The sequence below is a fragment of the Streptomyces sp. NPDC048659 genome, from assembly GCF_040650575.1.
Classification (GTDB): Bacteria; Actinomycetota; Actinomycetes; order Streptomycetales; family Streptomycetaceae; genus Streptomyces.
Genome location: NZ_JBEZHM010000004.1, coordinates 120,033 through 142,671, shown reverse-complemented (window position 1 = coordinate 142,671; position 22,639 = coordinate 120,033). Strand labels below are relative to the sequence as shown.

The following is a 22,639-nucleotide window of genomic DNA, read 5'->3' as shown; positions in this document are numbered from 1 at the left end:
TCGGGGGAGCGGCACCGACGGGCGGAGACAGATGGGTTGGCCGAGGTCTACGACCAACCGTGCTCGGTGAGCGGCTCGCCGCCCTTGAGGTAGCCGAGCAGCCCGGCGGCGGGGTACTCGATGATGTCCTCGGGCAGCTCGTGCACGGACCACCACCGCAGGTCGAGGCACTTCTCGGGCTCGCGGTTGACCGGCTCGCCCGTCCACAAGGTGGCCACGAAGAACAGGCCGATCCGCTCGGTCTCGGCGTCCTGCTTGTGGTGCACGACGTGAACGAGCCGCAGGTGCTCGGGGTCGACCTCGACGCCGGTCTCTTCGCGCAGCTCGCGGGCCGCGCCGACGGTGAGCGGCTCGCCGGCGTCGAGCTTGCCCGAGGGAGCGTGCCACCGGCCGTAGCCGTACGGTCCGCCACGCTGCGACAACAGCACCTTGTCGCCGTCGCGCAGGATCACGTGCGTGTCGATCACGGGGGTCGCGGGTGCTGCGTTCATGAGTTCACCGTGGGGTCGTCGTTCTTGCTGGGGTTGTCGACGCTACCGCCGCGCGAGGGTAGGGCGTCGGCGATTCGCTTCGCTACATCCGTAGGGGTGGTGTCGGTGGAGTCGAGCACGAGCACCTCGACGCCGAGGGTCATCAGGGTCTGCGCGGCGTCGCGGTAGAGACCGACCTCGCGCGCCGGTCCGGTCGGGTCATCGTGGAAGCGGTGGCGCTTCCCGCGTGCGGCAAGGCGAGCGGCGATGGTCTCGGGTTCGGCGGTGAGGATCACGGCCAAGTCGGGCAGCAGGATGTGCCGATTGAGGGCGAGCACGAACGGCTCGGGAACGCCGTCGAGCTGCTGGAGGACAAGACTCGACGCGAGGTAGCGGTCGCAGACGACGGTCTGTCCGGCACTGAGCAGCGGTTCGAGCTCGACCTCGATGTGCTCGTACCGGTTCGCGGCGACGAGACAGGCGAGGGCGCGTCCGTGGATGTGGTTCGCCTTGGCGCGGGTGAACTCGCCGAGCTCGCTCGTTGAGGGCTCGGCCGTCGTGAAAACACTGTCGCCGCGGCCGACGAGCAGGCGACCGAGCTCGGCGACCGTGGTCGACTTGCCGACGGCGCTCGGGCCGTCGAGGCTCACGAAGACGCCGGGGTGTCTGGTCACGCAGCGACTCCCAGACGGTTGCGGTCGTGCTGCTCGCGGGTGAGGTCGGCGAGCGTCGCGCGCAGCCGGGGAAGGGGGACGGTGCCGAACTGGACGCCGACCGAGAAATTGAACTCGTCCCGGGCGCGCATGGACTCGTCGGCGCCGTCCGCCGTGAGGTCGACGTCGGAGTACGCGAGCAGGGTGTCGGGCTTGTGTCCGGCCTCGGTGAGCGTCTGCCAGATCGGCGTACCGGGGTAGGGCCGGAACTCGAACACGCTCGCCCGGAAGCGGCTGGCGGCGTGCCGGTCCGCGATGGCCCACAGGTTGTGGATGTGGCGCACGGTGGCGTCGAGGTCTTCCTGCTCTTCCCCGGGGTATCCGAGGATGAAGTACCCCTTCACGCCGATGCCGCGCGCGAGCAGGCGGGCGGCGACCTGCTCGGTCATCTCGGCCGTGATCCGCTTGTCCATGCCGGCGAGCACGCGGTCGCTGCCCGACTCGATGCCGAGGGCGACCTCTCTCAAGCCATTCCCCTTGAGCGTGTCGAGCATGGCGTCGTCGAGCCGGTCGAACACGTTGATCCGCCCGGTGGCGTCCCACACGTACCGGTCGCCGATCTTGTGCCGAGTGAACGCCTCCATCTGCGGCACGATCACTCGCTTCGCGCCGAGAAACAGGTCGTCGACGAAGCGGTACGCGGTCGTCCCGTAGGTCTCGTGTAGGTGGTCGAGCTCGTCGACGATGCCCTCGGGCGAGCGGGGCCTGATCTTGACGTCGGGGTTCGCCGAGACGGCGGCGCCGCAGAACCCGCAGTCGTACGGGCACCCGCGCGATCCGACGATGTTCGCCTCGGTCCGGCCGTCGTCGGCGACGTACGGATCTTGCGGCAGGAACTCGCGGTTCACGAGCGGCAGGGCGTCGATGTCCGGGCTCAGCCATCGGGCGGTCTGGTCGCGGGGTGCGATGCCGGCCGCGTGTGTGCCGAGCAGGCGGTCGCGCCACATGACCCCGGGCAGCTCGGCGCGGCGGCGCTCGTCGGCCAGCAGCGCGGCGACTCGGGTCTCGCCCTCGCCGATCACCAGGGCGCCCAGGTTGCCCATGCGCGGGTCGTCGAGGATGCGGGCGGGCATCGCGCGGGCGTGGTGCCCACCGACCATGAGCGCGATCCCCGGGTCGAGCCCGGCGGCGATCCGGGCCGACATCTCGTACGTGGGGGCGAGCAGGTTCATCCCCACCCAGCGGGGCCGGATGCTGTTGATCAGGCGGGCGGTCTCGTCGACGCCGAGCCCGTGCGCCTCGGCGTCCAGCACGCCCACGTTGAAACCGGCCTGTTGTGCGTACGTGGCGATGTACGCCATGCCCAACACGGGCAGCGTGTAGTCGTTCGTTCGGGGCCGCAGGCCGTAGTCGCGGAGCGGGGCGTTCACGAACAGGGCGTCGAGCACCCCGTTCGGGTCGGCGCCGGCGATCAGGTCAGAGGCGGTTCGGGCCTCCGTTGACGTTAAGGTCATTGCTCCCCCACGTGAGAGTGAAAAGGGTCATTGCGTGCAGGTGGGTGCGAGTGGGCGCCCATCGGCGCCACTGGGACTCGAACTCGTCCTCGGCATTGGGGAGATCGAGCCCCGGGGCCGCTTTTCGGGCCCATGTCCGTACGGCGAGGTCGCCGTGCGGGTAGATCGAAAAGTCGCCGGTGAAGTCGGCCGCTGCGGCGCCGGCGGTCCACGGGCCGATGCGGCGCACCTCGACGAGCTCTTTGATCAGGCTCTCGGCGTCGAGGGTGGCCCACTGCTCGCCGCGATCGAGGTATGCCTCGGCGGCGGCGCGCAGAGCGTGACGGTTGAACTTAGATCCGGCGGCGGCGAACTGGTCGTCGGAGAGGCCGAGCACGACCTCGGGCGTCGGCGCGAGCGCGAAAACGCCCGCCGCCGTGGTGACCTTGCGGCCGAACGCGCCGTAGAACGTCCGGTGCTTTCGCAGAGCCTGGTTCGCGGCCACGACTTGGCGGAGGATCGCCGTCGTGATCGCGTCCCACAACGACGGGTTGGTGAGACGGCCCACCGTGCCCAGACGCACCAACTCGTCGAACAGCGGCACGGCGCGCTCGGGCGCGACAGGCAGCTCGATCGGCGACGTGTAGTCGACGGACGGGGGCTCGGCGGCGGGGTCACCCGTGACGGGCCACATGGCGAGGTGCTCGTTTCGGCGGTCCCAGATGGCGAGCCACGCGGCGCCCCCGTGCTCGACGAGACGGGCGTGCTCCCCCTCGGCAGTCGTGCGCCATGCGGGGTGTTCGGTGATGATCTTCGTGCTCATGAGCTCAATTCCGGTCGAGAGTCGAAGGGTTGGGTGGGGCCGTAAGCGGCGTGCGTGCGCAGTTCGAGATACCGCACAGGCGTAACCTTCCACTCGGCGACCGCCCCGCTCCCAAGTACCACGGTGAATCCGCAGTGCGTACCCGAGTTGAGCAGGGCGAGGGCGTACTGCCACCCGGATTCGGCCCACTCGACGGCTCGCTCGATCTCGTGCGGGTTCATGCCGAACACGTGCGCCGTGCGGACCTCTACGCGGAGCGCGCGTATCGCCTCGTGGGCGGTCTCAAGCACGCGCGGGGCCTTGACCGGGGCGGCCCGGCGCGCGTTCTGGGAGCCGTACCGCAGCACCTCGAACAGGAACCCTTGCCCGACCGACGCCTCGGCCTGGACAGGCAGAGTGGGCAACCTTGCCCCGTTGACGCTGATCACACCGGCAGTCGCGCCCATACCCACGCCCTCCGGACGCAGTGACATAGTTGCCCCCAGCCGGCGGGGTCCTGCGCGGAGCCGGCCGGGGGCAACCCTCGGGGGATCTCCCCAACAGACGTGCGAGCAGGGAGATTTGCGCAGCTTTGGGCACGGTCTTGCCAGGGATCGACCCATCGCTGCGGCGCAGAGTGACCGTACTGCTACGTGAGAGAGAGCGGCAAGTGTGCACCGGGGCATACTTGTCGCCCCTGCCGGATTGGCATATGCGCGTGCCCCCCGACCAGAGCGGTCGGGGGGCACGGTTGCTACGCGTGGCCGAGCGTTGGCTCAGTGCGTGGTGGACGCGTCGCCGATCTTGACGCCGGCGATGAGGTGGTCGAACTCGCCTGCCTTGACGCCGGCGATGAACGCGGCCAGGTTCTCGCGGCTCGTCCTGACCTTGACTGCCGGATCGTCGCTCTCGTACATCAAGATCGCGCCGTCCTTCTCCGCGAGGTGGATGCAGTTCTCACCGCCACCCCCGGAGTAAGAGGACTTCTGCCACTTGATGGGTGATGCGCTCATTCCCTTGTTCTCACAGTTCCCTAGCGATGTGGTGGATAAGCTGCCTCGATCCTTCCGGATCGAGCGAAGCGTGCTCGGCGATGTCGAGCAGGGTCCGGTACTTCTTCAATTCGGCCTCGGCGTCCAAGAAGCGTCCGCCGAAAGCGCTGTCGATCTGAACCGTGTCCAATTCGGGAACTGAACCACTTGCGTACAAGACCGGCTGCGTCACCTCGATGAAATCCTCGCTCGTAAACGGGATCACGCGGATGTATACCGTGGGTAGCTTGGAGACCTCGATGAGATATTCGAGCTGCTCGCGCACTACCTTGCGCCCACCGAAGCGCATACGCAGGGCGGCCTCATGGATGATGGCCGTGTACCGGGGCGGGCTGTCGCGTTCGAAGATCGTGAACCGCTTCAATCGGTGCTCGACGCGAGCCTCGACCTCATCCTCGGGCAGCTTTGGAGTGACGCCGGAGAATAGGGCGCGGGCGTAGTTCTCTGTCTGGAATGGCCCAGGGAACGTGATGCTTTGCATCGAGCGCATGGATACGGCGTGATGTTCCAATTCGGCGATGTTCAACCATGCGGGGTCGAGCTTGCCTCGGAAATCGTCGAACCAGTGCTGACCTCGATGCTCAAGCGCTATGGAGCAAAGAGCGTCGATGAGTGGATCATTATCGCACTGGTAAAACGTCGCCAGACGTCGAATGCGCTCCACACTCACACCGATACGGCCCGCCTCGATGTGACTCATCTTCGCTTGGTCAGTCGACAGGAGGCCGGCCGCCTCGCGCGCCGTTTTGCCCGCTCGGTCGCGCAGCTTCCGCAGCTCAGTGCCGAGGCGCTGTTGCCGTGCGGTCGGGTTGTCCCTCGGTGGCATTGGTCCCTTCCCCTGTCGTTGACCTGAGTCTGCCGCGTAACCGCCCTTGGGTCCACCTCGTAGTACCGGGAGAGGGGGGCACCCTTGCTCCGGGGCATGTATGCCCCCTACGGTCTGGGCAGCACCGCGACGCGCCAGTAAGCCCGAAGTGCAGCCGTAGCGCACGCCGTTGGCGTGCCCCCGGGGCGGCCAATGCCACGCATGGCGAGCGCGAGCTCATACAGCGTTGGGAGACGACGAAATGACGACCGCAGCCTTAGCACCTCCCGCACAACCGCCCGAACAGAACGCGAGCTACCGGTTCACCGGTCCGAGACTGCCGAGCACACCCGCTCTCGCTCGGCACTGGGTCACTGACCTGCTGCGATTTACCGGGCGTGCCCATCTCGTGGACCGAGCCGAACTCTGCACGTCCGAGGTGGTCACGAACGCCTACCTGCACACGACATCGCTCGTGATGACGGTCGAGGTCTCGCTCTCGACCGAGGGCGTGACCGTGTGCGTGCACGACGGGGCCCCGGGCCGCGCACCTCAGATACGGCCCATGTGGGCGGACCCGGACTCGCTCACGCTGACCGGGCGCGGCCTCGGACTCGTAGACGCATACGCCGACCAGTGGTCGACCGCACTCGACGAGTCGTCAAAGACCGTGTGGTTCCTGCTTCTCGACGACCAGACCGCGAGGTGCGCGGCATGACCTATGCCGACCGGGCGCTGCTCGGCTTAGTGATCATCTTCGCGAGCCTCGGCGTGCTCGCGCTCATGGCGATCTATGCCTCGATTCCCGGGCCCCTCCATGCCGAGACGCCGCCGCCGGACACCGAGGGGCAGACATACACCTGCTACTGCTGGCGCGACGCGATCCCGGTACGGGTCGTGGTCGGTCCCGGCAAGCGGCGACTACCCGCGCACGCGCGGCACGCACGCCACCCCGCCCGCTCGAAAACCCATGTCTCCCACGCGGGAGCGGGCGGCGGAGGAAGGGGAGCACCTCCCGTGCCCGCGACCGGATAGGCCGCGCGCACGGGAGACCCCGAGCAGGGGGCCCTCGACGAGTGCACCGTCGAGGGCCCTCTCGCCTGCCCGCGCAACGACAAACGCGCCCCCTGCATCCGGCCTCGGCCGGGTGCAGGGGGCGCGGTGTGTTCAGCGGGTGGCGGTCTGCCAGAGGGTGACGGCGAGGCCGATCACGGCGACCGTGGCGAGGACGCTCGGGAGCGGGGGCGCTTCAGCGCTTTAGGACGATCCTGTCTCGGTGTCCGGAAAGACCGGCGGCTGGTGGGACAGGTACCAGCGTCCGCCGGCGTTGCTGGCAACGCCTTGCTTCCGGAGGTAGGAAAGGCTCGCGCTCACAGCATCCGGCGAAGTGGGGATCCCGTCTTCTGCGAGCCTGCCAACGATCTCAGTGCGCGTAAGAGGGCAAGGTGTCTCGGCGAGGAGGACGCGTACCGCAGGTGTGATGCGAGTCCTGCCCGCGGCAGGAGCTGCCTGACCGGACTCGACATCCGGCGGGCGCGGACTAGGGCCGCCTGTCATGCGCGCCAACGAAAGGGACAAACCGTACTCTTCGTCCCGTAGTCGTTGGATGTGCTCAGCGGCAGCCGCGATCTCGCGCCTGACCTCGACCAGTCGCGACCGTAGCGCTTCCGCCCCATTCACCCGCCTCAAGCTACCAGGCGGTCGATCCATGATGTCCTCTCTGATCCTTGACTTGACTTGACTTGAGTTCTTGCGGTGCCGTACTCTCGTTGAGGTTCAAGAGGAAGTGTCGAGGAGTAAGCGCAAGGAGAGTGCTGGTGGGCCTTCAGGCAAGCCGCGTCGTGGATCTCTTTTCCGGCGGCGGAGGTATGAGCTGCGGCTACTACGCACACCCTGCGTTCAATCTCGTTGGCGCCGCAGACGTCGAGGTCGGGAAGCCCAGCACGGGCCATGGCGCGATCGGGTGCAATGACACCTACGCGGCCAATCTCAAGGTGGATCCGCTGGCCGTTGACCTGTCGGTCATCTCGGCCGACGAGTTGGCGGAGAAGATGCCGGCCAACGTGGACGACCTTGAAGTTCTCTTGGCCTGCCCTCCCTGTACTGGTTTCTCTCGGGCCATCTCGAAGAACTGGGCGGAAGATGACCCCCGGAACTCCCTTGTCGCCCGGGTTGCGGATCACGTGGCGCGCATGAAGCCTCGGGTTTTCATGATGGAGAACGTCCCTCAGCTGCTCAATGGAAACTTCCGCCATCACTTCACGGCCCTTCGGGACAACCTTCAGGGTATGGGGTATAAAGTTCATGCTTCCTCCCATGCCCTGTCGCGCTTTGGATTGCCGCAACAGAGGGAGCGAGCTCTCGTTATCGCGGTGGCTTCCGACCTCCCGCTCTACACACTTGAAGATCTCTGGCGCGGGTACGAAGTAAAGGCCGAGGCCGCTACGGTACGACGGGCTATCGCGGGCCTCCCCAAGGTTGCCGCAGGCGCGACTCACCCAGACGACCCCAATCACACGAGCACTCTACTTAAGGGCGAGTCGCTCGAAAGGATCGCGGCTATGCCTCACGACGGAGGTAGCTGGCCTGACCTTTTGGGACACCCGGACACAGAGAAGTACCTGATCCCGTCCATGTGGAAAGCTGTTGAGCGGGGTCGCCTGAATTCCTACTGCGATGTCTACGGTCGCATGGCTTGGGACAAGCCCGCTCCCACCATCAAGCGCGAATGCTCGCACGTTGGGAACGGGCGATACTCCCACCCCGAGCAGGACCGCCAGTGCACGGTACGTGAGCTCGGCATCTTGCAGGGGTTCCCGTCTGACTACAGGTTCGTCGGCAGCAGCCGTAAAAACCTGTACCGTCAGATCGGCGATGCGGTTCCCCCTCTGGTTTCTTACCAGCTTGCATGGGTTGCTCAGTGGATTCTGACCGGTGAGAAGCCGGATCTGGAGCAGGTAGTTCTACCGAATACTTCGCTGCGCGTGGATGACTTCGTTGCTACGGAAGCAGCTCAACTCACGCTGGTGTAAAGAGCGTCAACTCGTCGATATTCGGCCTTGATACAATCCATGAGCCGTGGCGAATGCAATATTTCGTCTGGTACCAAAGGCGAACCTTTTCCACGCTGGAGTCCAAGAGCATCCTGAACACCTTGTCTCCGTTGGTCGGGTGCAGGAAATCCGCGCCAAAGCTAATCCCCGGCTTCCCTCCCCGATCCTTCTTGGTGAACATTTCGGGAGTGGCCGAGGTGAAGCAATCGAGCAGGATCTTTGTCGGCACCTCCTCCAGGGTGTAGACGAAGCTGTCAGGTCGCGTCTCCGCGCGCAGCACCAAGATTCGGTCGTACCCGTCCATATGCCGAGGAAGACGCCCACGTACCTCGGCGGCGCATAGCTCCGCCGTGGTCGCCTCTCTGACCCAACGAGCCTCAGAAAATTTCTCGATCTTCACTTGGGTAGGGCTGAGCCCTTTAGCGGCTTCCGTCTTCAACGACCATCGCTCGCCGTTGCCGAAGACGTCGTAGGCGGACTCGCCGGGCGCCGGGTTGAGGTCGGCCTCGTCGTGCCCTTGAGCGATGAGGCAGCGCTTCATCGCGTACTCAAAGGGCTTCTTGTTGAGCGGCGCCTCGTGATTCGAGTGATGCAGGCTCAGAAGGTTCGACATTTCTTCGGCGAACGATACATCTACTATTCCGGCACCAGTGCCCGAGACGAACTGGACAGGAATATGAAGGCTCTTGACCATTGATGCCACGGTCTCAAGCTGCCGCATCGAGAGGGGGGCAAGCCCACTGATGATCTCGTCGGTAACTCGCTCACGGTCGCTGCTCATGGGCTGAGACTACGATCAGCCGCGCCACCTCGTCGACGTAGTGGTCTCACCGACGCCCCTCACCAGCATGAGTAGGTGAGGGGCGCAGTCCCTTAGATACCGTCGTCGGAGGCGAATTGGCGGGTGCGCTGGTCGACCCGGTCGACAGCGTCGCGCAGCGATGCGCCGCTGTTGGGGTGCAGCTCGTGCTCGACGCTGGCGAGTCGGTCCTCGATGGCGCCGAGTCGGCTCATGACTCCGGGACGGGCGGGGACGCCAGGGCGTGCCTCTGTTCCCTGCCAGTCGTCGACGAAGTCCTCGAACTTGCCACCGATGCGGCGGATGGATCGGGCCGCGCGCCATACGTGGGCGAGCGCGCCCGTGATCGCGACGACGGCACCGCACCAGATCACAACGGCGTCGACCGGGTCGACACCGGTCGTCGCAGAGGTCACTCCGTGTGGTCCCTCTTCTGTAGGGCGAGCAGCTCGTCGTCGGCGCTCGGCGCGGCGCGCAGCCATGGGGGCAGCAGGTTCTCGACGACCGGTAGCGCCATAACGCGCGTGACGCCACCGGCGACGGCGAGGGCCATGCCGACACCGGCGGCGGTCTGCGGGATGGCGGCGGCGTCGATGATCAGGGGGAGTCCGGCGGTGAGGGCGAGCACGGTCTGCACGATGGTGCGGAGGGTGCGACGCGATGCGTCGGTCATAGCGATTCCTCTTTCTTCAAGGAGCGTGGCAACGGCCCGCCTTCAGGTGCGGGCGGGCGCCGGGCGGTCAGACCTTGAGGACCTTGAGCGCGGCCCACGATGTGGGGCCCGGCCACCCGTCGGCGTCGTCGCCGCGGTAGCCGAGGCGACGCTGCCACCGGGCGTAGCTCTGTCTGTCGGATTCGGTCCACTGCGGGCCGGGGCCTACGCGGTAGGCCGAGCAGCCCGCAGCGACGAGTCGGCGACCCATGGCCGTGACGATCGGCGAGCGCGGGGTGCGCTTGAACCACTCGGCACCTGGGAACGGCTCGTACCTCGGGGCGGGTGTGCCGGTGCCGCCCCCGCCGTCGGGGCGCGGGGCGCCGCGCTGCACCCATGCGTACAGCGGGCCGCCGGGGCAGGCGGTCGGGTGTCCGTCCCGGTGCCCCTTGATCTCGTCGCCGGCGTCCCCGTCGCGGCGCAGCCACTCGACGGCGTCGCGCAGTCCGGCGAGCTGCCCGTCGGTCGGCTCGGTCAGTCCCGAGCTGCCGAGCAGTGCACACACCGCGTAGTGCCCGGTGTTCAGCGAGGCCGAGCCGTTCGCGCCGGTACGGCGGTGCGCGCCGCGGCCCTCGTACACGTAGCCGTGCGGGCACACGAGCGCCGAGTACGCGATGTCGCTGTAGTCCTCTTCGTCGTTGGCGAGGTGGCTCGCCTGTATCGCGCGGACGCGCGGGGCGCACTGATCGTGCGCGTCCGGGTGGCCGAGAGACTCGGGCACGTGCGTGCCCTCATAGTGGATCTTCACGCCTCGGGTGCTGCCGATGTAGGCGAGCGCGTAGCGGGACGGGCGGGCACCCCACTGGGCGCGGTTGACGAACTTCAAAGGGTCCTCCGGGCATAGAGAAAGCCCCGGGCCAGATCAGGCGCGGGGCGTACAGGAAGGGATCGGAAGGGGTCAGGCAACCCGTTCGAGCTTGAGGTAGCAACCGCCTTGTAGAACGGTCGCGGCGGCATTCGCCGTGTTCTGCGCCCACCGGAGGGTGAGGCTTCCGGCCGTGGCGCCGACGACAAGGGCGCCTTGCAGCGTCGTGCCGACGGTCGTCGAGAACGTGAGGTCGGTTCCGGGGTCGGGAGACATCGAGGCGTCGTTGTCCGTCCACACCATCGTTGCGCCGGACGGTGCCGCCCAGTCCACGCGGAACCCGCCGCCGCCCTGCGCCCACGCGACGACGGCCTCGACGATGTACGTCGCGTTCGCGACTACGGGCAGCGTGAGGTTCGGATCGTTGGCGGTGGTCGCCGTGTTGGCGCGGGACGTGTCGGCGCTCTTGACGACGGCCTGCGTCTGGCCGACGCCCTGTACGACGACGTTCCCCGAGAAGGTCTTGCTCCCGGCTACGGTCTGGTTGCCGGTGAGCAGGACGGCCGTTCCTGTGGCGATGGCGCCGACGTCGCCGGCGGCGAGGGTGACGGCGCCGGTCTTGCCTGCGACCGAGGTCACGGGGATACCCGATGGCTGTACGTACCGGGAGTCGGCCGCGGCCAGGTCGAGCGCGCCGACGTCCGAGGCGGCGAGCACGACCGCGCCGGTCTTGCCGTTGACCGAGGCGACCGCGCCGCCCGAGGACGGCGGGAGCTGCGCGGCGGGCACCTTGCCATCGGCGCCGAGGGTGGCGACGCCGCCCGCCGCGCCGGCGGCGCTCGTGGCGATGGCTCCGATATCGCCCGCGCTCAGCACGACCGCCGCCTCGCTCTTGCCGTTGACCGACTGAACTACGCCTGCCGGCCCCGTGGCACCGGTCGCCCCGACATCGCCCCGGTCTCCCTTCGGGCCCTTGAGGTTGCCGATCGGGCTTCCCCACCCCGAGGCGCTGCGCTGCCACATGTCGCCCGAATCGGTTCTGATCAGCAGGTCGCCGGGCTTCGTGCTCGTCGAGGGCGTCGTCGTGTTGTTGACGTAGATCGCTGCGCCTCGGACGTCGCTGCCGAGCTGCGCCCATGCGCCCGCCGTCTTCTGCCACGTCGAGACGGTCGTCGAGGTCACCCCGAGGAACGTGGTCGTCTCGTAGCGCACGTACAGGTCGCCGTCGACACCGAGCGCGGCGTCGGGGGCGGCGGTGCCGGTGTAGATGCGTGAGCCCGGGGCGCCGGCGGGTCCCTGCGGGCCGGTCGGTCCCGGTACGCCGACCCAGTTCGGTTTCGCGGGGTCGGTCGGAGCGATGTCGGAGAGGTCGACCTCGGGCTGCGCCCGGGGAAGAAGGATGTTGTACGTACGGCCCACCGGGATTCCGGCGAGCTGCTCGGTCACGATGTACGCCCACCCGGACGGGTCCATGTCGGGGGCGTCGGTGGCGGGCAGCGTCACCTCGAACCCGCCCTGTGCGTCGAGTTGCACCGTCACCGGGCCGCCGAGGATGACGTCGGCCTGCGGGAAGGTGAGCTGACCCGGGGCCCGAAAGACGATCGCCCCGGACAACGGGATGCCGTCCGGGGCGAGGAAGCGACCGCGCACGGTCACCGTGGGGATGAGGTCAGGAAGCATCGGCGGTGACCTCCTTGGGTGGGGTCTGCGGGAACGGCGGGGGCTGCACCGGGAGGTCGATCCCTTGCTCGGGCCCGGTGGTGTCGCCGACGTCCGTCGCCGCGAACGCGCGTGCTGCGGTGAGGGACCGCACGGGCGGGTCGGGTACCTCGGTGCGCGAGTAGGTCCGGCGGGTGAACCCTCCGAGGCATGTCACGCGCACGCCGTCGGTCCCCGCTTTCTGACGACCCTGAATCCGAACGAAGATCAGTTGCTCGAAATCGGCCCGGTCGAGGGGGAACGTGTACCAAGCGGTCTTGGTGGTCAGACCGCTTGAGCCGGCGGGGGCGGCGACCGAATCGGTCTGGATGTCGGTCCAGTTCGCCTCGCTGGCGAGCCGGTACTGCACCTTGATTTCGCACGTCGCCCCGGGCGCGGCGGAGAACTCAAGAAGCAGCGTAGCCACGGGGTTGTGTGCCTGTATCGACGCGAACCAGCAGTTCACGAACGTGCTCGTCGTGATCACTTCGTTCGCGGGCGGGAGAGGCTGGAAGGGCATGGGCAGCGCCGGTGAACCGATGCCACGGCCCGACGTCGTGTCGTCGCTGATCACCTGATGACCGGTGCGGTCCCAGATGCTGACAGCCTGCGTCCCGGCGCCGCCGAGGCCGGCGTCGGGGAAGGCACGCACGCTGAAAGCGGTCGTGCCGTCCTCGCGCTGCATGATGACGCCCTGCTGCTTCGACCCGTCCGGATGGTTCCACCAGTCGGAGAACGCACCGACGCCGAACAGGCCGGTCCCGTCCGGGGCGAGGACTTCCAACGTCCCGCCCTCGGCGATCACAACCCGCCCGTTCGAGATCTCGTCCATGCGCGGGCGCATCTGCGCTCGGCCGCGTAGCTGCCGTACCTCGCGCTCAAGCGCGCTGATGCGGTCGAGTAGATCCTGCGGGACGAACGGCACTAGGGGACCTCCAAGAACAACTTGGCCGTCTCGGGACGGCCGCGCTCGGGCGGAGTGACGGAGACGCCGACGACGCGGTACCGGGCGTCAAGGGCCTCGGGGTGCCATAGGTCGCGAATGCGGAGCCGGATCGTCGAGCCGAGCAGGGCGGGCGTGATCGCTCCGCCGAGCAGCACCTCGACCTCGGGGATCTGCACCGGCGCGCGGGCCGCCGTCCAGTCCGCGCGAGCGTGGGCGTCGAGGGTGGCCTGCTGCTCGACCGTCGTGTGATCGCTCGACCCGTCGAGGCGTGGCCATCCGGCGTCGAGGTCGGCGTCGTCGACCAGGACCGGCGACATGATCGGAAAACTGTCGGCAGCTTGGTTCCTGTTGGTGGTCGCGCCTCGGCTCTGCCACACGTTGGCCTTGGCGGTCGCATCGACGGGCCACGTGTAGGAGAGGACGGGGCCGGGGTGGTCGAGGATGATGTCGGACGCCCCGCTACGGATGACGGGGTGTCCCAGTTGCAGCCGCTTGACCCGACGTCCGGCGGTGTCGCGGTAGCTCGCGATCCGCCACTCGAACCCGTTCTCGGTGGCGGCCAGATCGTCGAGTAGCCCGCCGACGCTGGGCAGGTCGTAGCGCAGGTACGTGCGGTCGCGGGCGACGCCCGACGTGTGCTCGTCGTACGTGATCCGGATGTCGCCGCCCTTGGCGTTCTGTGCGTAGTCGACGAGCTGCCGCACGATGTCGAACTGATCGACGCCGTCGGCGGTGAGGGTGTCGTACAGGTACCGGCGGTACAGGTAGCTTTCCCACCCGCCCGCCTGTATCTGTGCGCCGAGTCGGCCGCGGTTGTCGCTCGCGAGGGAGAGCGTCCACAGGATCGCCTCGTTGGAGCCCTGATCGTGGCCGAGGGGGCGGGGACCGCATCACCGCGTATACGGACGCTCCCGAGGACGTCCCGGGACGTTTTCAGCAGCCCACGAAGCCCTCCAGGAGCGCGATGACTCGTTCCGTGTCCGACAGGTCCGGCAGCACGACGGACGCACCGGCAGCAGCCAGCTCGTCGGCGCTGTGGATACCGGAGGCGACGGCGATAATCTCCGAGCCGGTGGCGAGGGCGGCCTCGACGTCCCGGGGGGTGTCCCCGATCAGCACGACCGGGACGTCCTCGTCTACATCTCGTAGGCGCCGGACCCGCTCCCGCGCGACCGCGACGAGGTCGGGCCGCTGCTCGGCATCGGCCCCGTAGGCCCCAACGGGCAGATCCAGCAGCGGATCGAGACCGAAGGCGGACAGCTTCACTCGGGCATTGGCCGCGATGTTCCCGGTCAGCACCGACGACACCCAGGCGGGACGTGCCGATGCCACCAGAAGTACGTCGCGCGCTCCTGGCAGCGCCGCCCCTCGACGGCGCAGATCCTCCCGGTGCTTCTGGCACGCCTCGGCGAGAGCCGCCTCGACCAGGGACCACTCAGGCTCTTCCAGCCCGTGCTGCTGGAACATCCCGCGCATGATCAGGCGATCCGTCCTGCCCTCCGTCCGGGCCGGCCCCACAGGGGCGTGGCCAACGAGGGCTGAGAAGGCGGCGGCATAGATCTCTTTGCTCACGCCTGCGTTCTCGATGAGGGTGTGGTCGATGTCCCATAGGACGATGAGCTGCATGGCGTCAGCGTAAGGACAGCGGCCCTTCCCCATGCCTCGGGAACGTCCCGAAACGTCCTTGCCCGGTCACTCCCGGCTCCGCTTGCATGACACCTGTGAACGAGCGACTGCACTCCGTACTCGCCCGGCGTGGCGTCTCCCCCGAGTCGCTCGCCGAGCTCTGCGAGGTGGACCCCAAGACCGTCGGCCGCTGGCTCGGCGGGCGCGTGCCGCACCCACGTCACCGATTCCGGGCCGCCCAGCACCTGCGGGTGGAGGAGTCCTTCCTCTGGCCGGCCCCACAGCCACGGGCGACCAAGCCCGCCGCCATGTTGGGCAGCGAGCTGATCGGCACCTTCGAGAACCGCGCCAGCGTCCCCCGGGACATGTGGCTGAGCCTCCTTCAAGAGGCACGGGAGCAGATCGGAGTGCTGGTGTTCTCCGGCACGTTCTTCGCCCAGTCCAACCCCCAGGTCGCCGAGATGCTCGCTGAGCGGGCCGCCGACGGCGTCCGCGTGCGCCTGTGCTTCGGAGACCCGGGCGGCCAGGCAGTCGCCATCCGAGGACGCGAGGAAGGCATCGGCGACACCCTCGCCGCCAAGATCCGCGCCTCCCTCACCTACTACCGCCCATTGCTGCCCGAGGCCGGCTGCGAGGTGCGGCTCCACGACACGACGCTCTACACGTCCTTGTTCCGCTACGACGACCACCTGCTGGTCAACCCACACGTGTGGGGCCGGCCGGCCAGCGCCAACCCGCTCCTGCACCTCAAGAGGGCTGATGGCACAGGGTGGTTCGACAACTACGCTCAAAGCTTCGAAGCCGTCTGGGCCACCGCACGGCCCTGGACTCCCGATCACGAGGGGACCGCCGCACATGGGCAGGACTGAGTACTACAACGACCCCGCCGCACCGAAGGCGAACACCCTCATCCCGGCGAGCAACCTGCTTGTCGTCGACGACAGCGGCGCCATCCTGCTCCAGCGCCGCCGCGACACCGGACAGTGGGCCCTGCCCGGCGGAGCTCAGGACATCGGCGAGACCGCCGCACAGTGCGCGGTACGCGAATGCCTGGAGGAGACCGGCATCGTCGCCGAGATCAACGGCTTCCTCGGCGTCTACACCAACCCGAACCACATCGTCGCCTACACCGACGGCGAGATCCGCCAGCAGTACGAGAACACCTACATCGGCCGCCCCATCGGCGGGGCACCCACGATCAACGACGAGGCCGACGGCGTCCGCTTCATCCAGCCCGCCGAACTCGACCAGTACGACATCCATGCCAGCATGCGCCAGCAGATCGGCGACTACCTCGCCGGCACCTACCCCTACCTCGGCTGAGCCACCAGCGCCGCCTCCACCCGCCCCACGGCGGCGAAGATCTCCGGCGCCGCCCGACGGATGAACCGCCCCACGAGGCTGTCCGCCCCGTAGCGGCCTACGATCTCCGTCACCCGCTCCTCGGCGGTGGTCTGCTCGCCGTCGGGCGTCGTCGTCATGTCGCAGTACACGAGCGCGTCCACGAGCAGAGGCTCCTCCAGCAACGGGAACTCGCGCTCCAGCGCCTCCCTCAGCCCGCGCTCTTCGGCCTCCAGCAGCGCGAACGAATGGTTCGCCACCAACCGCACCAGCCGCGCGTCCGCACCGTGCTCGTCACGCAGGAACCGGGCTCCGTCGAGCGGATGGAAACCCGTCTCCGCCAGCCGAGGCGCGTAGCCCACGTCGTGCAGCACCGCTGCCGCAGCGAGGAGTTCGGCATTCCCTCCCAGGACATGGCCCAGCCCGGCCGCACGTGCCGCCACCCCCTGCGAATGCGCCCACCGCCGGGGCAGCACGCCGCTCAGCTCCTTCTCGGCTACGTGCCTTGCCCACGACAGCATCGTTTCGTTCATGGTCCGTCGATGCCCAGTGCGACCCAAGACCAGTCCCAGGTCCGAGCGTAGGTCTCGGGTTCGAATCCCGAAGGCGGCTCAGAATAAACCCCAGGTCAGAATTACTCTGACCTGGGGTTTTCTGCTTTCCGGGGGACTACGCCCCTCAGTTGAGGAGTTCGGCTATGTCCGACTGGAGGCGGCGGTACGCGTCTGGGTGGGTGGGGGCCCATTGGGTGGCCGCTGTCGTGGTTTTCTCGGCTAGGTGGGCGGCGCGGTTCGGGTGGCCGGACCAGGTGTACATCCTGATCAGGCTCATCGCCGCGCTCGTCGTCGCCGGGTGGGCCGGGCCCGGGGAGCGGTGGGCGGCGCGGAGGGTGCGCTGCTGGAGTTCCAGGGCCTCGCCGTAGTGGCCGTTGTTCCAGAGGCGGTTGGCGCGCAGGGTGCGGACGTGCAGTTCCGTGAAGGGGTCGGGGCGGGCCGGCACCGCCGCCGTCACGAGGAGCAGGGCCGCCAGCAGCGTGAGGTACGGGCCCGGGCCCGACGTGAGGTCCGGGAGGCGGCCGGTGCGGTCGCGGACGGTGCCGGTCTCGGCGAGGTTCAGGGCGGCCCAGGCCGCGCCCAGTGCGGCGGCTCCCGCCAGGGTCACGCGGTGGACCGTCCGCCCTCGGCCGAGCAGCAGCAGGGCGGCCGGCCAGAGGGCGAGGGCCCCGGCCGCGAGGACGGCCAGGGCGTCGCCTCCCCGCAGGCCCGCCCGGGAGCCCAGGGAGGGGGTGCCGGTGGCCGGGTCCGTCGCGTATCCGTAGGGAAGGGTCGCGCTGTCCGGGCCCGCCAGCCAGGGGAGTGCGGCGCTCAGCAGCATCAGCACGGCCCCGGCGGCGGCCAGCACGGCCGGCAGGCGGTGGGCGGTGAGCAGGCCCGCCAGGCGGGCGGGCGGCTTCATCCGCCCAGCCTGACGACGTCGGCGGTGAACGTGGTGACGGCGACGTAGACCACCACGGGCACGAGCAGGACCGCCGCGGGGGACAGCACCCACGTGCCGAGGGGGCGCAGTCTCGTGGTCCGGAGTCTGCGGGAGGTCCACAGGAGGCTGCCGGGGATGAGCAGCAGCAGCGTGATCAGGGAGAGCGCGAAGCGGGCCGTGCCGTCGCCGGGGACGGGGAAGAGGAACGCCAGCGGCGAGTCGTACGTCAGGCTGTCGACGCCCGAGGCCAGCCCCCGGAAGACCAGGCCGAGGATCGCGATCGGGGCGAGCAGCAGCGCCGAGAGCAGGAACGCGCCGTCGCCGATCCTGCCGCCCGGCTGGACGGTCGGTGCCGGTGCCGGTGCCGGTGCCGTGCCCCGCCACGACCCGGCCGCCTCCGCGTCCCGCCGGTCGCGGTGGGCGAGTTCGCGGCCCGCACCCGCGTCGCCGCCCCACCGGTGGGCGTCCCTGAGTTCCTGGTCGCCGGCGTACGTGTACATGCCTTTGATCTGGTAGTCGTCGTCCGACATGGCGCTTCCCCCCTTTCCTTCGTGTCAGTTCGTCAGGACCGGTGCGTCCGGGGCCAGGGTCCGCCGGTCGATGCCGCGTCGGCGCAGGACGGTGAACAGCCACAGCACCGCGCCGCCGCCCGCCGCGGCCAGGAAGGCCGGCTGGGCGTCCTGCTCCGCCGGGACCCGCTTCGCGACGGCCAGCCGGACGCCGGGGCCGCGCAGCGAGGTGTCCAGGGTGTACGTGCCCGGCTTCAGGCGGACCGCCGTGGTCGGCCAGCCCTGCCAGTGGCCGCCCTCGTCCGCGTACCAGTAGCGGTGGTCGATCGCCTCGCTCAGCGTCGGGGCGCGCAGGGCCTCCTCGGGGACGGGGCGCCCGCCGTCGGCGGTGACCGAGACCAGGGTCGTCGCGGCCTTGCGGCGGCCGGTGCCGTGCGCGGCGGCCTCCAGCGCGGGCGGGCGGCGCAGGTCCGTGCGGCTCTCGATCCAGACCAGGTAGTCGGTGTCCTCGGCCAGCCGCACCGGTCCCGGCCGGCCCGGGGCCGTGCGCTGGGCCGACGAGGCGGCGGCGTCCGCGTCCCGCTGGCCGCCGTGCGCGGCCAGCGCCACGCCCAGGAAGCCGACGACCCATAACGCGAGGGCCGCGTCCAGCCAGCGCCGTGACCATCCGGTGGGTACGAAGAGTCCGTCACGCGCCATGCGGGGCACCCCTGTTCGCCGCCGAGGGCCTGTCCGGGGCTTCAGTGTGCTCCCGCGGTCGCGGCCCTGTCCCGATGTTGACCGAACCTCTTTGTCCGGAAACGGGATTGCCCGCGGTGGCGCGTGTCAGCCGTGTTCGTGGCCCCAGTCCTTGCACAGGGACCAGATGACGAAGACCGAGACCGCGATCAGGATGAGCGCCCACCAGGGGGTGTAGGGCAGCCACATGAAGTTGGTGATGATGGTGAGGGCGGCGATGCCGACACCCGCGGCGCGGGCCCAGCTCGCGCCCTTCAGGAGGCCGAGGCCCACCAGGACGGCCAGGATGCCGATGATCAGGTGGATCCAGCCCCACGAGGTCAGGTCGAACTTGAAGACGTAGTCGCCGACCCGGGTGTAGACGTCGTCCTTCGCGATGGCCGCGACACCCTGGAAGATGTCCAGGACGCCGATCACGCTCAGCACCACGCCGCCGAATACGGTGCCTCCCGAGGCCCATTTCTCCGCCGTGGTCCGCGTCGTCCCCGTCCGGGGTTGTTCGGTCATGGCTCCGCTCCTTCCGCGGTCAGCCCGCCAGTACCTTCTCCTTGGCGCGCGCGTACTCCTCCGGGCTGATCGCGCCGCGGTCCTTCAGGTCGGCCAGCTTGGCCAGTTGGTCCGCGTGGCCGCTGCCCGGTGCGGGGCCGTTGGCCGTCGCCGCCGCGCGGATGTACTCCTGGAACTCCCGCTCGTTGCCGCGCGCCCGCTGCACCTCGCGCATCCCCATGTCCTTGCCCCGCGCGATGAGGTAGACGATGCAGCCCAGGAACGGGAGCAGGACCACGAAGGCGGTCCATCCGGCCTTGCCCCAGCCGCTCATCCCGTCGTCGCGGAAGATGTCCCCGATGATGCGGAAGAGGAGCATGAACCACAGGATCCACAGGAAGACCCACATGATCGTCCAGAAGGTGTTCAGGAGTGGGTAGTCCATGGCCGTCCTCCTCGCCTGACTCCCGAGGTCCGGGCCCACGGCCCCGTGGCTTCGTAGCCCCGTGGCTTCGTGAAGTCCGCTCTTTTCATTCTCGTCCCCGCGGGGTTGGATCGCACTCGCTGGAAGATCGTCGGGGTGTGGAGGGAAGGGGCGGCATGGAGGTCACCGAGCGGACGCGGCTGCGCAGGATGCGGGAGAAGGGGAGCCACCGGCGGGAGGATCTCGACACCGTGCTCTCCGCCGGCTTCCTCTGCCACCTCGGCGTGGTCGTCGACGGGGCTCCGATGGTCGTCCCCACCGTGTACGGGGTCGAGGGCGACGTGCTGTACCTGCACGGGTCCGTCGTCAGCCGGAGCCTGGTCCAGGCGCCCGACGGGGTCGTCTGCGTCACCGTGACGCACGTGGACGGGCTCGTGCTGGCCCGGTCCGTGTTCGAGCACGGGGTGAACTACCGGTGCGCCATGGTCTACGGCGTCCCCCGGATCGTCACCGACCCCGACGAGAAGCTGCGCGGGCTGCGCGCCCTCACCGAGCGGGCCACCCCGGGGCAGTGGGAGTACGCCCGGCAGCCCAGCCGCAAGGAGCTCGCCGCCACCTCCCTCGTCGCCCTCGACCTCGCCGAGGCATCCGTCAAGATCGCCGCCGGGCCGCCCGACGACGGCGACTCCCCCGACGCCGCGCTCGGCCTCTGGGCCGGGGAACTGCCCCTCGTCACCCGCTTCGGGCCCCTCGTCGCCGACCCCCTCCTCGCCGACGGGATCCGGCCACCCGCCCATGTCACCGAGCGGGTCGGGCGCCTCCTCGGAGAGGGATAGGGGGGTGGGGTATGCGGTGCTCCCGGCCTGCTCAGGTGACGTTCATTTATTTTTCATCATTCGCGCCGGTTCCCGTGTTCCCGGTTTCTAAACCTGGTTTTTACGCAGTATCCAGTGGTGCTCCTGTCCTGTAATGTCACTCACCCGAAAGGGTGCCCTGAACTCCTCGCCGGAAATGACCATTCCGGGGCCGACTGTTTCGGGGCGATCGCCTGGGTCGAAAGATCGACCCGATGACCGAAGGTGACAAAATGGGGGGCTTCGCCGATCCGTGCGGAGGGACGCGCCAAGGGGCCGGTTCCTCGTCGCTGGCGTCGCTGATAGGGCAGGACGAGACCTGCGTCGACGTCTACCGGCTCGTCATCACCCAACCCGGGTGGGGCATCGGCGAGATCGCCGAAGAGCTCGGAACCGCCGAGTCGACCGTCCGCGGATGTCTGGACAAACTCGCCGAACTGTCCATGCTCTATCCCGCCAAGGACGCCACCGACGTCGCCCCGATAAGTCCGGAAGTGGGACTCGCCGCCTACATCCACCGGCGCGAGACCGAAATACACTCGCAACAACTGGAGTTGGCCGCCATGCGGGCCGCCACCGCCGAGCTCACCGCGATCTACGCCTCGCAGCGCGCCCGGCACGGCAACGCCGGTCTTGAGCAGCTCGAAGGCGTCAACGAGGTCCGCGCCCGGCTCTCCGAGCTCGCCCGGCACGCCACCACCGAGATCCTCGCCTTCATGCCCGGCGGCGCCCAGAGCCCCGAGGCGCTGGAGGCGAGCCGCCCGCTCGACGAGCAGTCCCTGTCCGCCGGGGTCGCGCTGCGCACCATCTACCTCGACAGCGTCCGCAACGACCGCGCCACCACCGAGTACGCCCGCTGGCTCTCCGAACTCGGTGGCGAGATACGGACCACCCCCTCGCTCCCGCTGCGGATGCTCATCGCCGACCGGAACGTCGCGCTCCTCCCGGTCAGCCCCGAGGACACCCGCGCCGGCGCCGTCATCCTGCGCGCCCCCGGCGTCGTCACCGCCCTCCTCGCCCTCTTCGAGATGGTCTGGGAGAGCGCCGCCCCGCTGCACGGCCGCCAGCAGCCCGCCGCCGACGAGCCCACCCAGCAGGAGATCGAACTGCTCCGCCTGCTCCAGAAGGGCCACACCGACGAGGTCGCCGCCCGCAAGCTCGGCCTCTCGCTGCGCACCACCCGCCGGATGATGTCCACGATCTCCCAACGCCTGGGCGCCCGCAGCCGGTTCGAGACGGGCGTGCTCGCCGAGCGGGCCGGCTGGCTCTGACCCCCCGCCCCCGCCGCCCGTATACCTTCGTACGGTTCCCGTTCGCCGTATACGGTCCGAACCCCGGAAAGGGCTCACCGGATATCGGTGGGCCCTTTGCTGCCATGGCATCAACCTGCCCCGGAGTTGCGGCCGGACCCCGGTAGGCGACTGGGATTCTCTCTGCCATGTACGCCATCCATCTCGACCTCCCGCCCGGTGAATTCGGGCAGGCGCGGATCGATCTCGACGATCTCGCCCGGGTGGTCCCCCAGGTCTCCAGATGCCATGTGGAGCACGTCTACCGGACGGTGCTCTACGTCTCCGCCGGTTCCGCCCCCGAGGCCGGCACCGGGGTCCTCGCCGCCGTCCAGCACCTGCTCCTTCGGCCCCATCCGAGCGGTCGGGTACGGGCGGAGCTGCGGGTTCCCCGCGAGGGGCGGGACATCGGGCTCTGCCATGGCGTCGTCTCCGTCGTCGAGGACGCCGAGGGCGCCGAGGGTGCCGGAGTCGCCGGGGCGGCCGGGGTTCCGCCGCTCTGACGTCCCTGGTCGGCTTCCCTGATCGGCCTCCCTGACCGGATCCCCACTACCGGATCCCCTGACCGACTCCAGGCCGGACCCCCGGCGGCCTGGCCCCCCTCCCGC

Annotated in this window: 29 protein-coding genes; 8 read left to right on the top strand and 21 right to left on the bottom strand. The window is 69.0% G+C overall.

Annotated elements, in window-relative coordinates:
* Window positions 1-47: 47 nt before the first annotated feature.
* The 7 genes from AB0C99_RS05155 to AB0C99_RS05125 form a co-directional block, all read right to left on the bottom strand.
* A complete protein-coding gene (locus AB0C99_RS05155) occupies window positions 48-491 on the bottom strand; it encodes an NUDIX domain-containing protein (RefSeq protein ID WP_362469458.1) in 444 nt (147 codons plus the stop codon).
* Window positions 488-1,144: a dTMP kinase gene (tmk, locus tag AB0C99_RS05150; RefSeq protein WP_362469456.1), complete on the bottom strand. Its 657-nt coding sequence runs from the start codon at window positions 1,142-1,144 to the stop codon at window positions 488-490. The genes AB0C99_RS05155 and tmk overlap by 4 nt, the downstream gene beginning before the upstream one ends.
* On the bottom strand, window positions 1,141-2,637 hold the full coding sequence (locus AB0C99_RS05145) for a radical SAM protein (protein ID WP_362469454.1): 1,497 nt from the start codon (window positions 2,635-2,637) through the stop codon (window positions 1,141-1,143). Before AB0C99_RS05145 ends, tmk begins: the two co-directional genes overlap by 4 nt.
* On the bottom strand, window positions 2,600-3,439 hold the full coding sequence (locus tag AB0C99_RS05140; protein WP_362469452.1) for a hypothetical protein: 840 nt from the start codon (window positions 3,437-3,439) through the stop codon (window positions 2,600-2,602). The genes AB0C99_RS05145 and AB0C99_RS05140 overlap by 38 nt, the downstream gene beginning before the upstream one ends.
* Window positions 3,436-3,843 carry a hypothetical protein gene (locus AB0C99_RS05135; protein ID WP_362469449.1) on the bottom strand — a complete coding sequence of 136 codons (408 nt, stop codon included), beginning with the start codon at window positions 3,841-3,843 and terminating at the stop codon, window positions 3,436-3,438. The genes AB0C99_RS05140 and AB0C99_RS05135 overlap by 4 nt, the downstream gene beginning before the upstream one ends.
* A 351-nt stretch (window positions 3,844-4,194) precedes the next feature.
* Complete coding sequence (locus AB0C99_RS05130) at window positions 4,195-4,431, bottom strand: DUF397 domain-containing protein (protein ID WP_362469446.1); 237 nt, start codon at window positions 4,429-4,431, stop codon at window positions 4,195-4,197.
* A gap of 10 nt (window positions 4,432-4,441) precedes the next feature.
* Window positions 4,442-5,296 (bottom strand): helix-turn-helix transcriptional regulator, encoded by an 855-nt coding sequence (locus tag AB0C99_RS05125; RefSeq protein ID WP_362469443.1) that lies wholly within the window; start codon window positions 5,294-5,296, stop codon window positions 4,442-4,444.
* A 241-nt stretch (window positions 5,297-5,537) separates the two neighbouring features.
* On the opposite strand from AB0C99_RS05125, the gene AB0C99_RS05120 reads away from it, so the two are divergent.
* The 3 genes from AB0C99_RS05120 (at window position 5,538) to AB0C99_RS05110 (ending at window position 8,307) form a co-directional block, all read left to right on the top strand.
* Window positions 5,538-5,993, top strand: coding sequence for an ATP-binding protein (locus AB0C99_RS05120; protein WP_362469441.1), 456 nt, complete (start codon window positions 5,538-5,540; stop codon window positions 5,991-5,993).
* Window positions 5,990-6,310: a hypothetical protein gene (locus AB0C99_RS05115; protein ID WP_362469438.1), complete on the top strand. Its 321-nt coding sequence runs from the start codon at window positions 5,990-5,992 to the stop codon at window positions 6,308-6,310. Before AB0C99_RS05120 ends, AB0C99_RS05115 begins: the two co-directional genes overlap by 4 nt.
* Before the next feature lie 782 nt (window positions 6,311-7,092).
* Window positions 7,093-8,307, top strand: a complete 1,215-nt coding sequence (locus AB0C99_RS05110; RefSeq protein ID WP_362469435.1) for a DNA cytosine methyltransferase — start codon at window positions 7,093-7,095, stop codon at window positions 8,305-8,307.
* Here the strand turns inward: AB0C99_RS05110 and AB0C99_RS05105 are convergent.
* From AB0C99_RS05105 to AB0C99_RS05070, 8 genes are all read right to left on the bottom strand, one after another.
* Window positions 8,294-9,109 carry a hypothetical protein gene (locus AB0C99_RS05105; protein WP_362469432.1) on the bottom strand — a complete coding sequence of 272 codons (816 nt, stop codon included), beginning with the start codon at window positions 9,107-9,109 and terminating at the stop codon, window positions 8,294-8,296. The genes AB0C99_RS05110 and AB0C99_RS05105 overlap by 14 nt on opposite strands.
* Window positions 9,110-9,201: 92 nt before the next feature.
* Window positions 9,202-9,543 (bottom strand): hypothetical protein, encoded by a 342-nt coding sequence (locus AB0C99_RS05100; RefSeq protein ID WP_362469429.1) that lies wholly within the window; start codon window positions 9,541-9,543, stop codon window positions 9,202-9,204.
* Entirely contained in the window at window positions 9,540-9,800 is a 261-nt protein-coding gene (locus AB0C99_RS05095) for a hypothetical protein (protein WP_362469426.1), read from the bottom strand. The genes AB0C99_RS05100 and AB0C99_RS05095 overlap by 4 nt, the downstream gene beginning before the upstream one ends.
* A 67-nt stretch (window positions 9,801-9,867) precedes the next feature.
* Window positions 9,868-10,665, bottom strand: coding sequence for a peptidoglycan-binding protein (locus tag AB0C99_RS05090; RefSeq protein WP_362469423.1), 798 nt, complete (start codon window positions 10,663-10,665; stop codon window positions 9,868-9,870).
* Window positions 10,666-10,737: 72 nt separating this feature from the next.
* On the bottom strand, window positions 10,738-12,324 hold the full coding sequence (locus AB0C99_RS05085; RefSeq protein ID WP_362469420.1) for a hypothetical protein: 1,587 nt from the start codon (window positions 12,322-12,324) through the stop codon (window positions 10,738-10,740).
* Window positions 12,314-13,267 carry a hypothetical protein gene (locus AB0C99_RS05080; protein WP_362469418.1) on the bottom strand — a complete coding sequence of 318 codons (954 nt, stop codon included), beginning with the start codon at window positions 13,265-13,267 and terminating at the stop codon, window positions 12,314-12,316. Before AB0C99_RS05080 ends, AB0C99_RS05085 begins: the two co-directional genes overlap by 11 nt.
* Window positions 13,267-13,992, bottom strand: coding sequence for a hypothetical protein (locus AB0C99_RS05075; protein ID WP_362469415.1), 726 nt, complete (start codon window positions 13,990-13,992; stop codon window positions 13,267-13,269). The genes AB0C99_RS05080 and AB0C99_RS05075 overlap by 1 nt, the downstream gene beginning before the upstream one ends.
* A gap of 229 nt (window positions 13,993-14,221) precedes the next feature.
* The gene (locus AB0C99_RS05070) at window positions 14,222-14,914 is read right to left on the bottom strand and encodes a haloacid dehalogenase-like hydrolase (RefSeq protein WP_362469413.1); all 693 of its coding nucleotides are present in this window, start codon (window positions 14,912-14,914) and stop codon (window positions 14,222-14,224) included.
* A 95-nt stretch (window positions 14,915-15,009) separates the two neighbouring features.
* Here AB0C99_RS05070 and AB0C99_RS05065 point away from each other — a divergent pair, with 95 nt between their 5' ends.
* Together AB0C99_RS05065 and AB0C99_RS05060 are read left to right on the top strand one after the other, a co-directional pair.
* Complete coding sequence (locus AB0C99_RS05065; RefSeq protein ID WP_362469410.1) at window positions 15,010-15,783, top strand: XRE family transcriptional regulator; 774 nt, start codon at window positions 15,010-15,012, stop codon at window positions 15,781-15,783.
* Complete coding sequence (locus AB0C99_RS05060; protein ID WP_362469407.1) at window positions 15,770-16,237, top strand: NUDIX domain-containing protein; 468 nt, start codon at window positions 15,770-15,772, stop codon at window positions 16,235-16,237. The genes AB0C99_RS05065 and AB0C99_RS05060 overlap by 14 nt, the downstream gene beginning before the upstream one ends.
* Here AB0C99_RS05060 and AB0C99_RS05055 read toward each other — a convergent pair.
* The 6 genes from AB0C99_RS05055 to AB0C99_RS05030 form a co-directional block, all read right to left on the bottom strand.
* Entirely contained in the window at window positions 16,225-16,788 is a 564-nt protein-coding gene (locus tag AB0C99_RS05055; RefSeq protein WP_362469405.1) for an HD domain-containing protein, read from the bottom strand. The genes AB0C99_RS05060 and AB0C99_RS05055 overlap by 13 nt on opposite strands.
* Before the next feature lie 145 nt (window positions 16,789-16,933).
* A complete protein-coding gene (locus AB0C99_RS05050; protein ID WP_362469402.1) occupies window positions 16,934-17,710 on the bottom strand; it encodes a hypothetical protein in 777 nt (258 codons plus the stop codon).
* Window positions 17,707-18,261 carry a hypothetical protein gene (locus AB0C99_RS05045; RefSeq protein WP_362469399.1) on the bottom strand — a complete coding sequence of 185 codons (555 nt, stop codon included), beginning with the start codon at window positions 18,259-18,261 and terminating at the stop codon, window positions 17,707-17,709. The genes AB0C99_RS05050 and AB0C99_RS05045 overlap by 4 nt, the downstream gene beginning before the upstream one ends.
* A gap of 24 nt (window positions 18,262-18,285) precedes the next feature.
* Window positions 18,286-18,939 (bottom strand): hypothetical protein, encoded by a 654-nt coding sequence (locus AB0C99_RS05040; RefSeq protein WP_362469396.1) that lies wholly within the window; start codon window positions 18,937-18,939, stop codon window positions 18,286-18,288.
* 126 nt (window positions 18,940-19,065) lie between these two features.
* Window positions 19,066-19,485 (bottom strand): hypothetical protein, encoded by a 420-nt coding sequence (locus AB0C99_RS05035; protein WP_362469393.1) that lies wholly within the window; start codon window positions 19,483-19,485, stop codon window positions 19,066-19,068.
* Window positions 19,486-19,504: 19 nt separating this feature from the next.
* Window positions 19,505-19,909 carry an SHOCT domain-containing protein gene (locus tag AB0C99_RS05030; RefSeq protein WP_362469391.1) on the bottom strand — a complete coding sequence of 135 codons (405 nt, stop codon included), beginning with the start codon at window positions 19,907-19,909 and terminating at the stop codon, window positions 19,505-19,507.
* 155 nt (window positions 19,910-20,064) lie between these two features.
* Between AB0C99_RS05030 and AB0C99_RS05025 the strand changes: the two genes are divergently transcribed.
* From AB0C99_RS05025 to AB0C99_RS05015, 3 genes are all read left to right on the top strand, one after another.
* Complete coding sequence (locus AB0C99_RS05025; RefSeq protein WP_362469388.1) at window positions 20,065-20,724, top strand: pyridoxamine 5'-phosphate oxidase family protein; 660 nt, start codon at window positions 20,065-20,067, stop codon at window positions 20,722-20,724.
* Window positions 20,725-20,957: 233 nt separating this feature from the next.
* A complete protein-coding gene (locus AB0C99_RS05020; protein WP_362469385.1) occupies window positions 20,958-22,013 on the top strand; it encodes a helix-turn-helix transcriptional regulator in 1,056 nt (351 codons plus the stop codon).
* Between the two features lie 167 nt (window positions 22,014-22,180).
* Window positions 22,181-22,534 carry a hypothetical protein gene (locus AB0C99_RS05015; RefSeq protein ID WP_362469383.1) on the top strand — a complete coding sequence of 118 codons (354 nt, stop codon included), beginning with the start codon at window positions 22,181-22,183 and terminating at the stop codon, window positions 22,532-22,534.
* Window positions 22,535-22,639 lie beyond the last annotated feature (105 nt).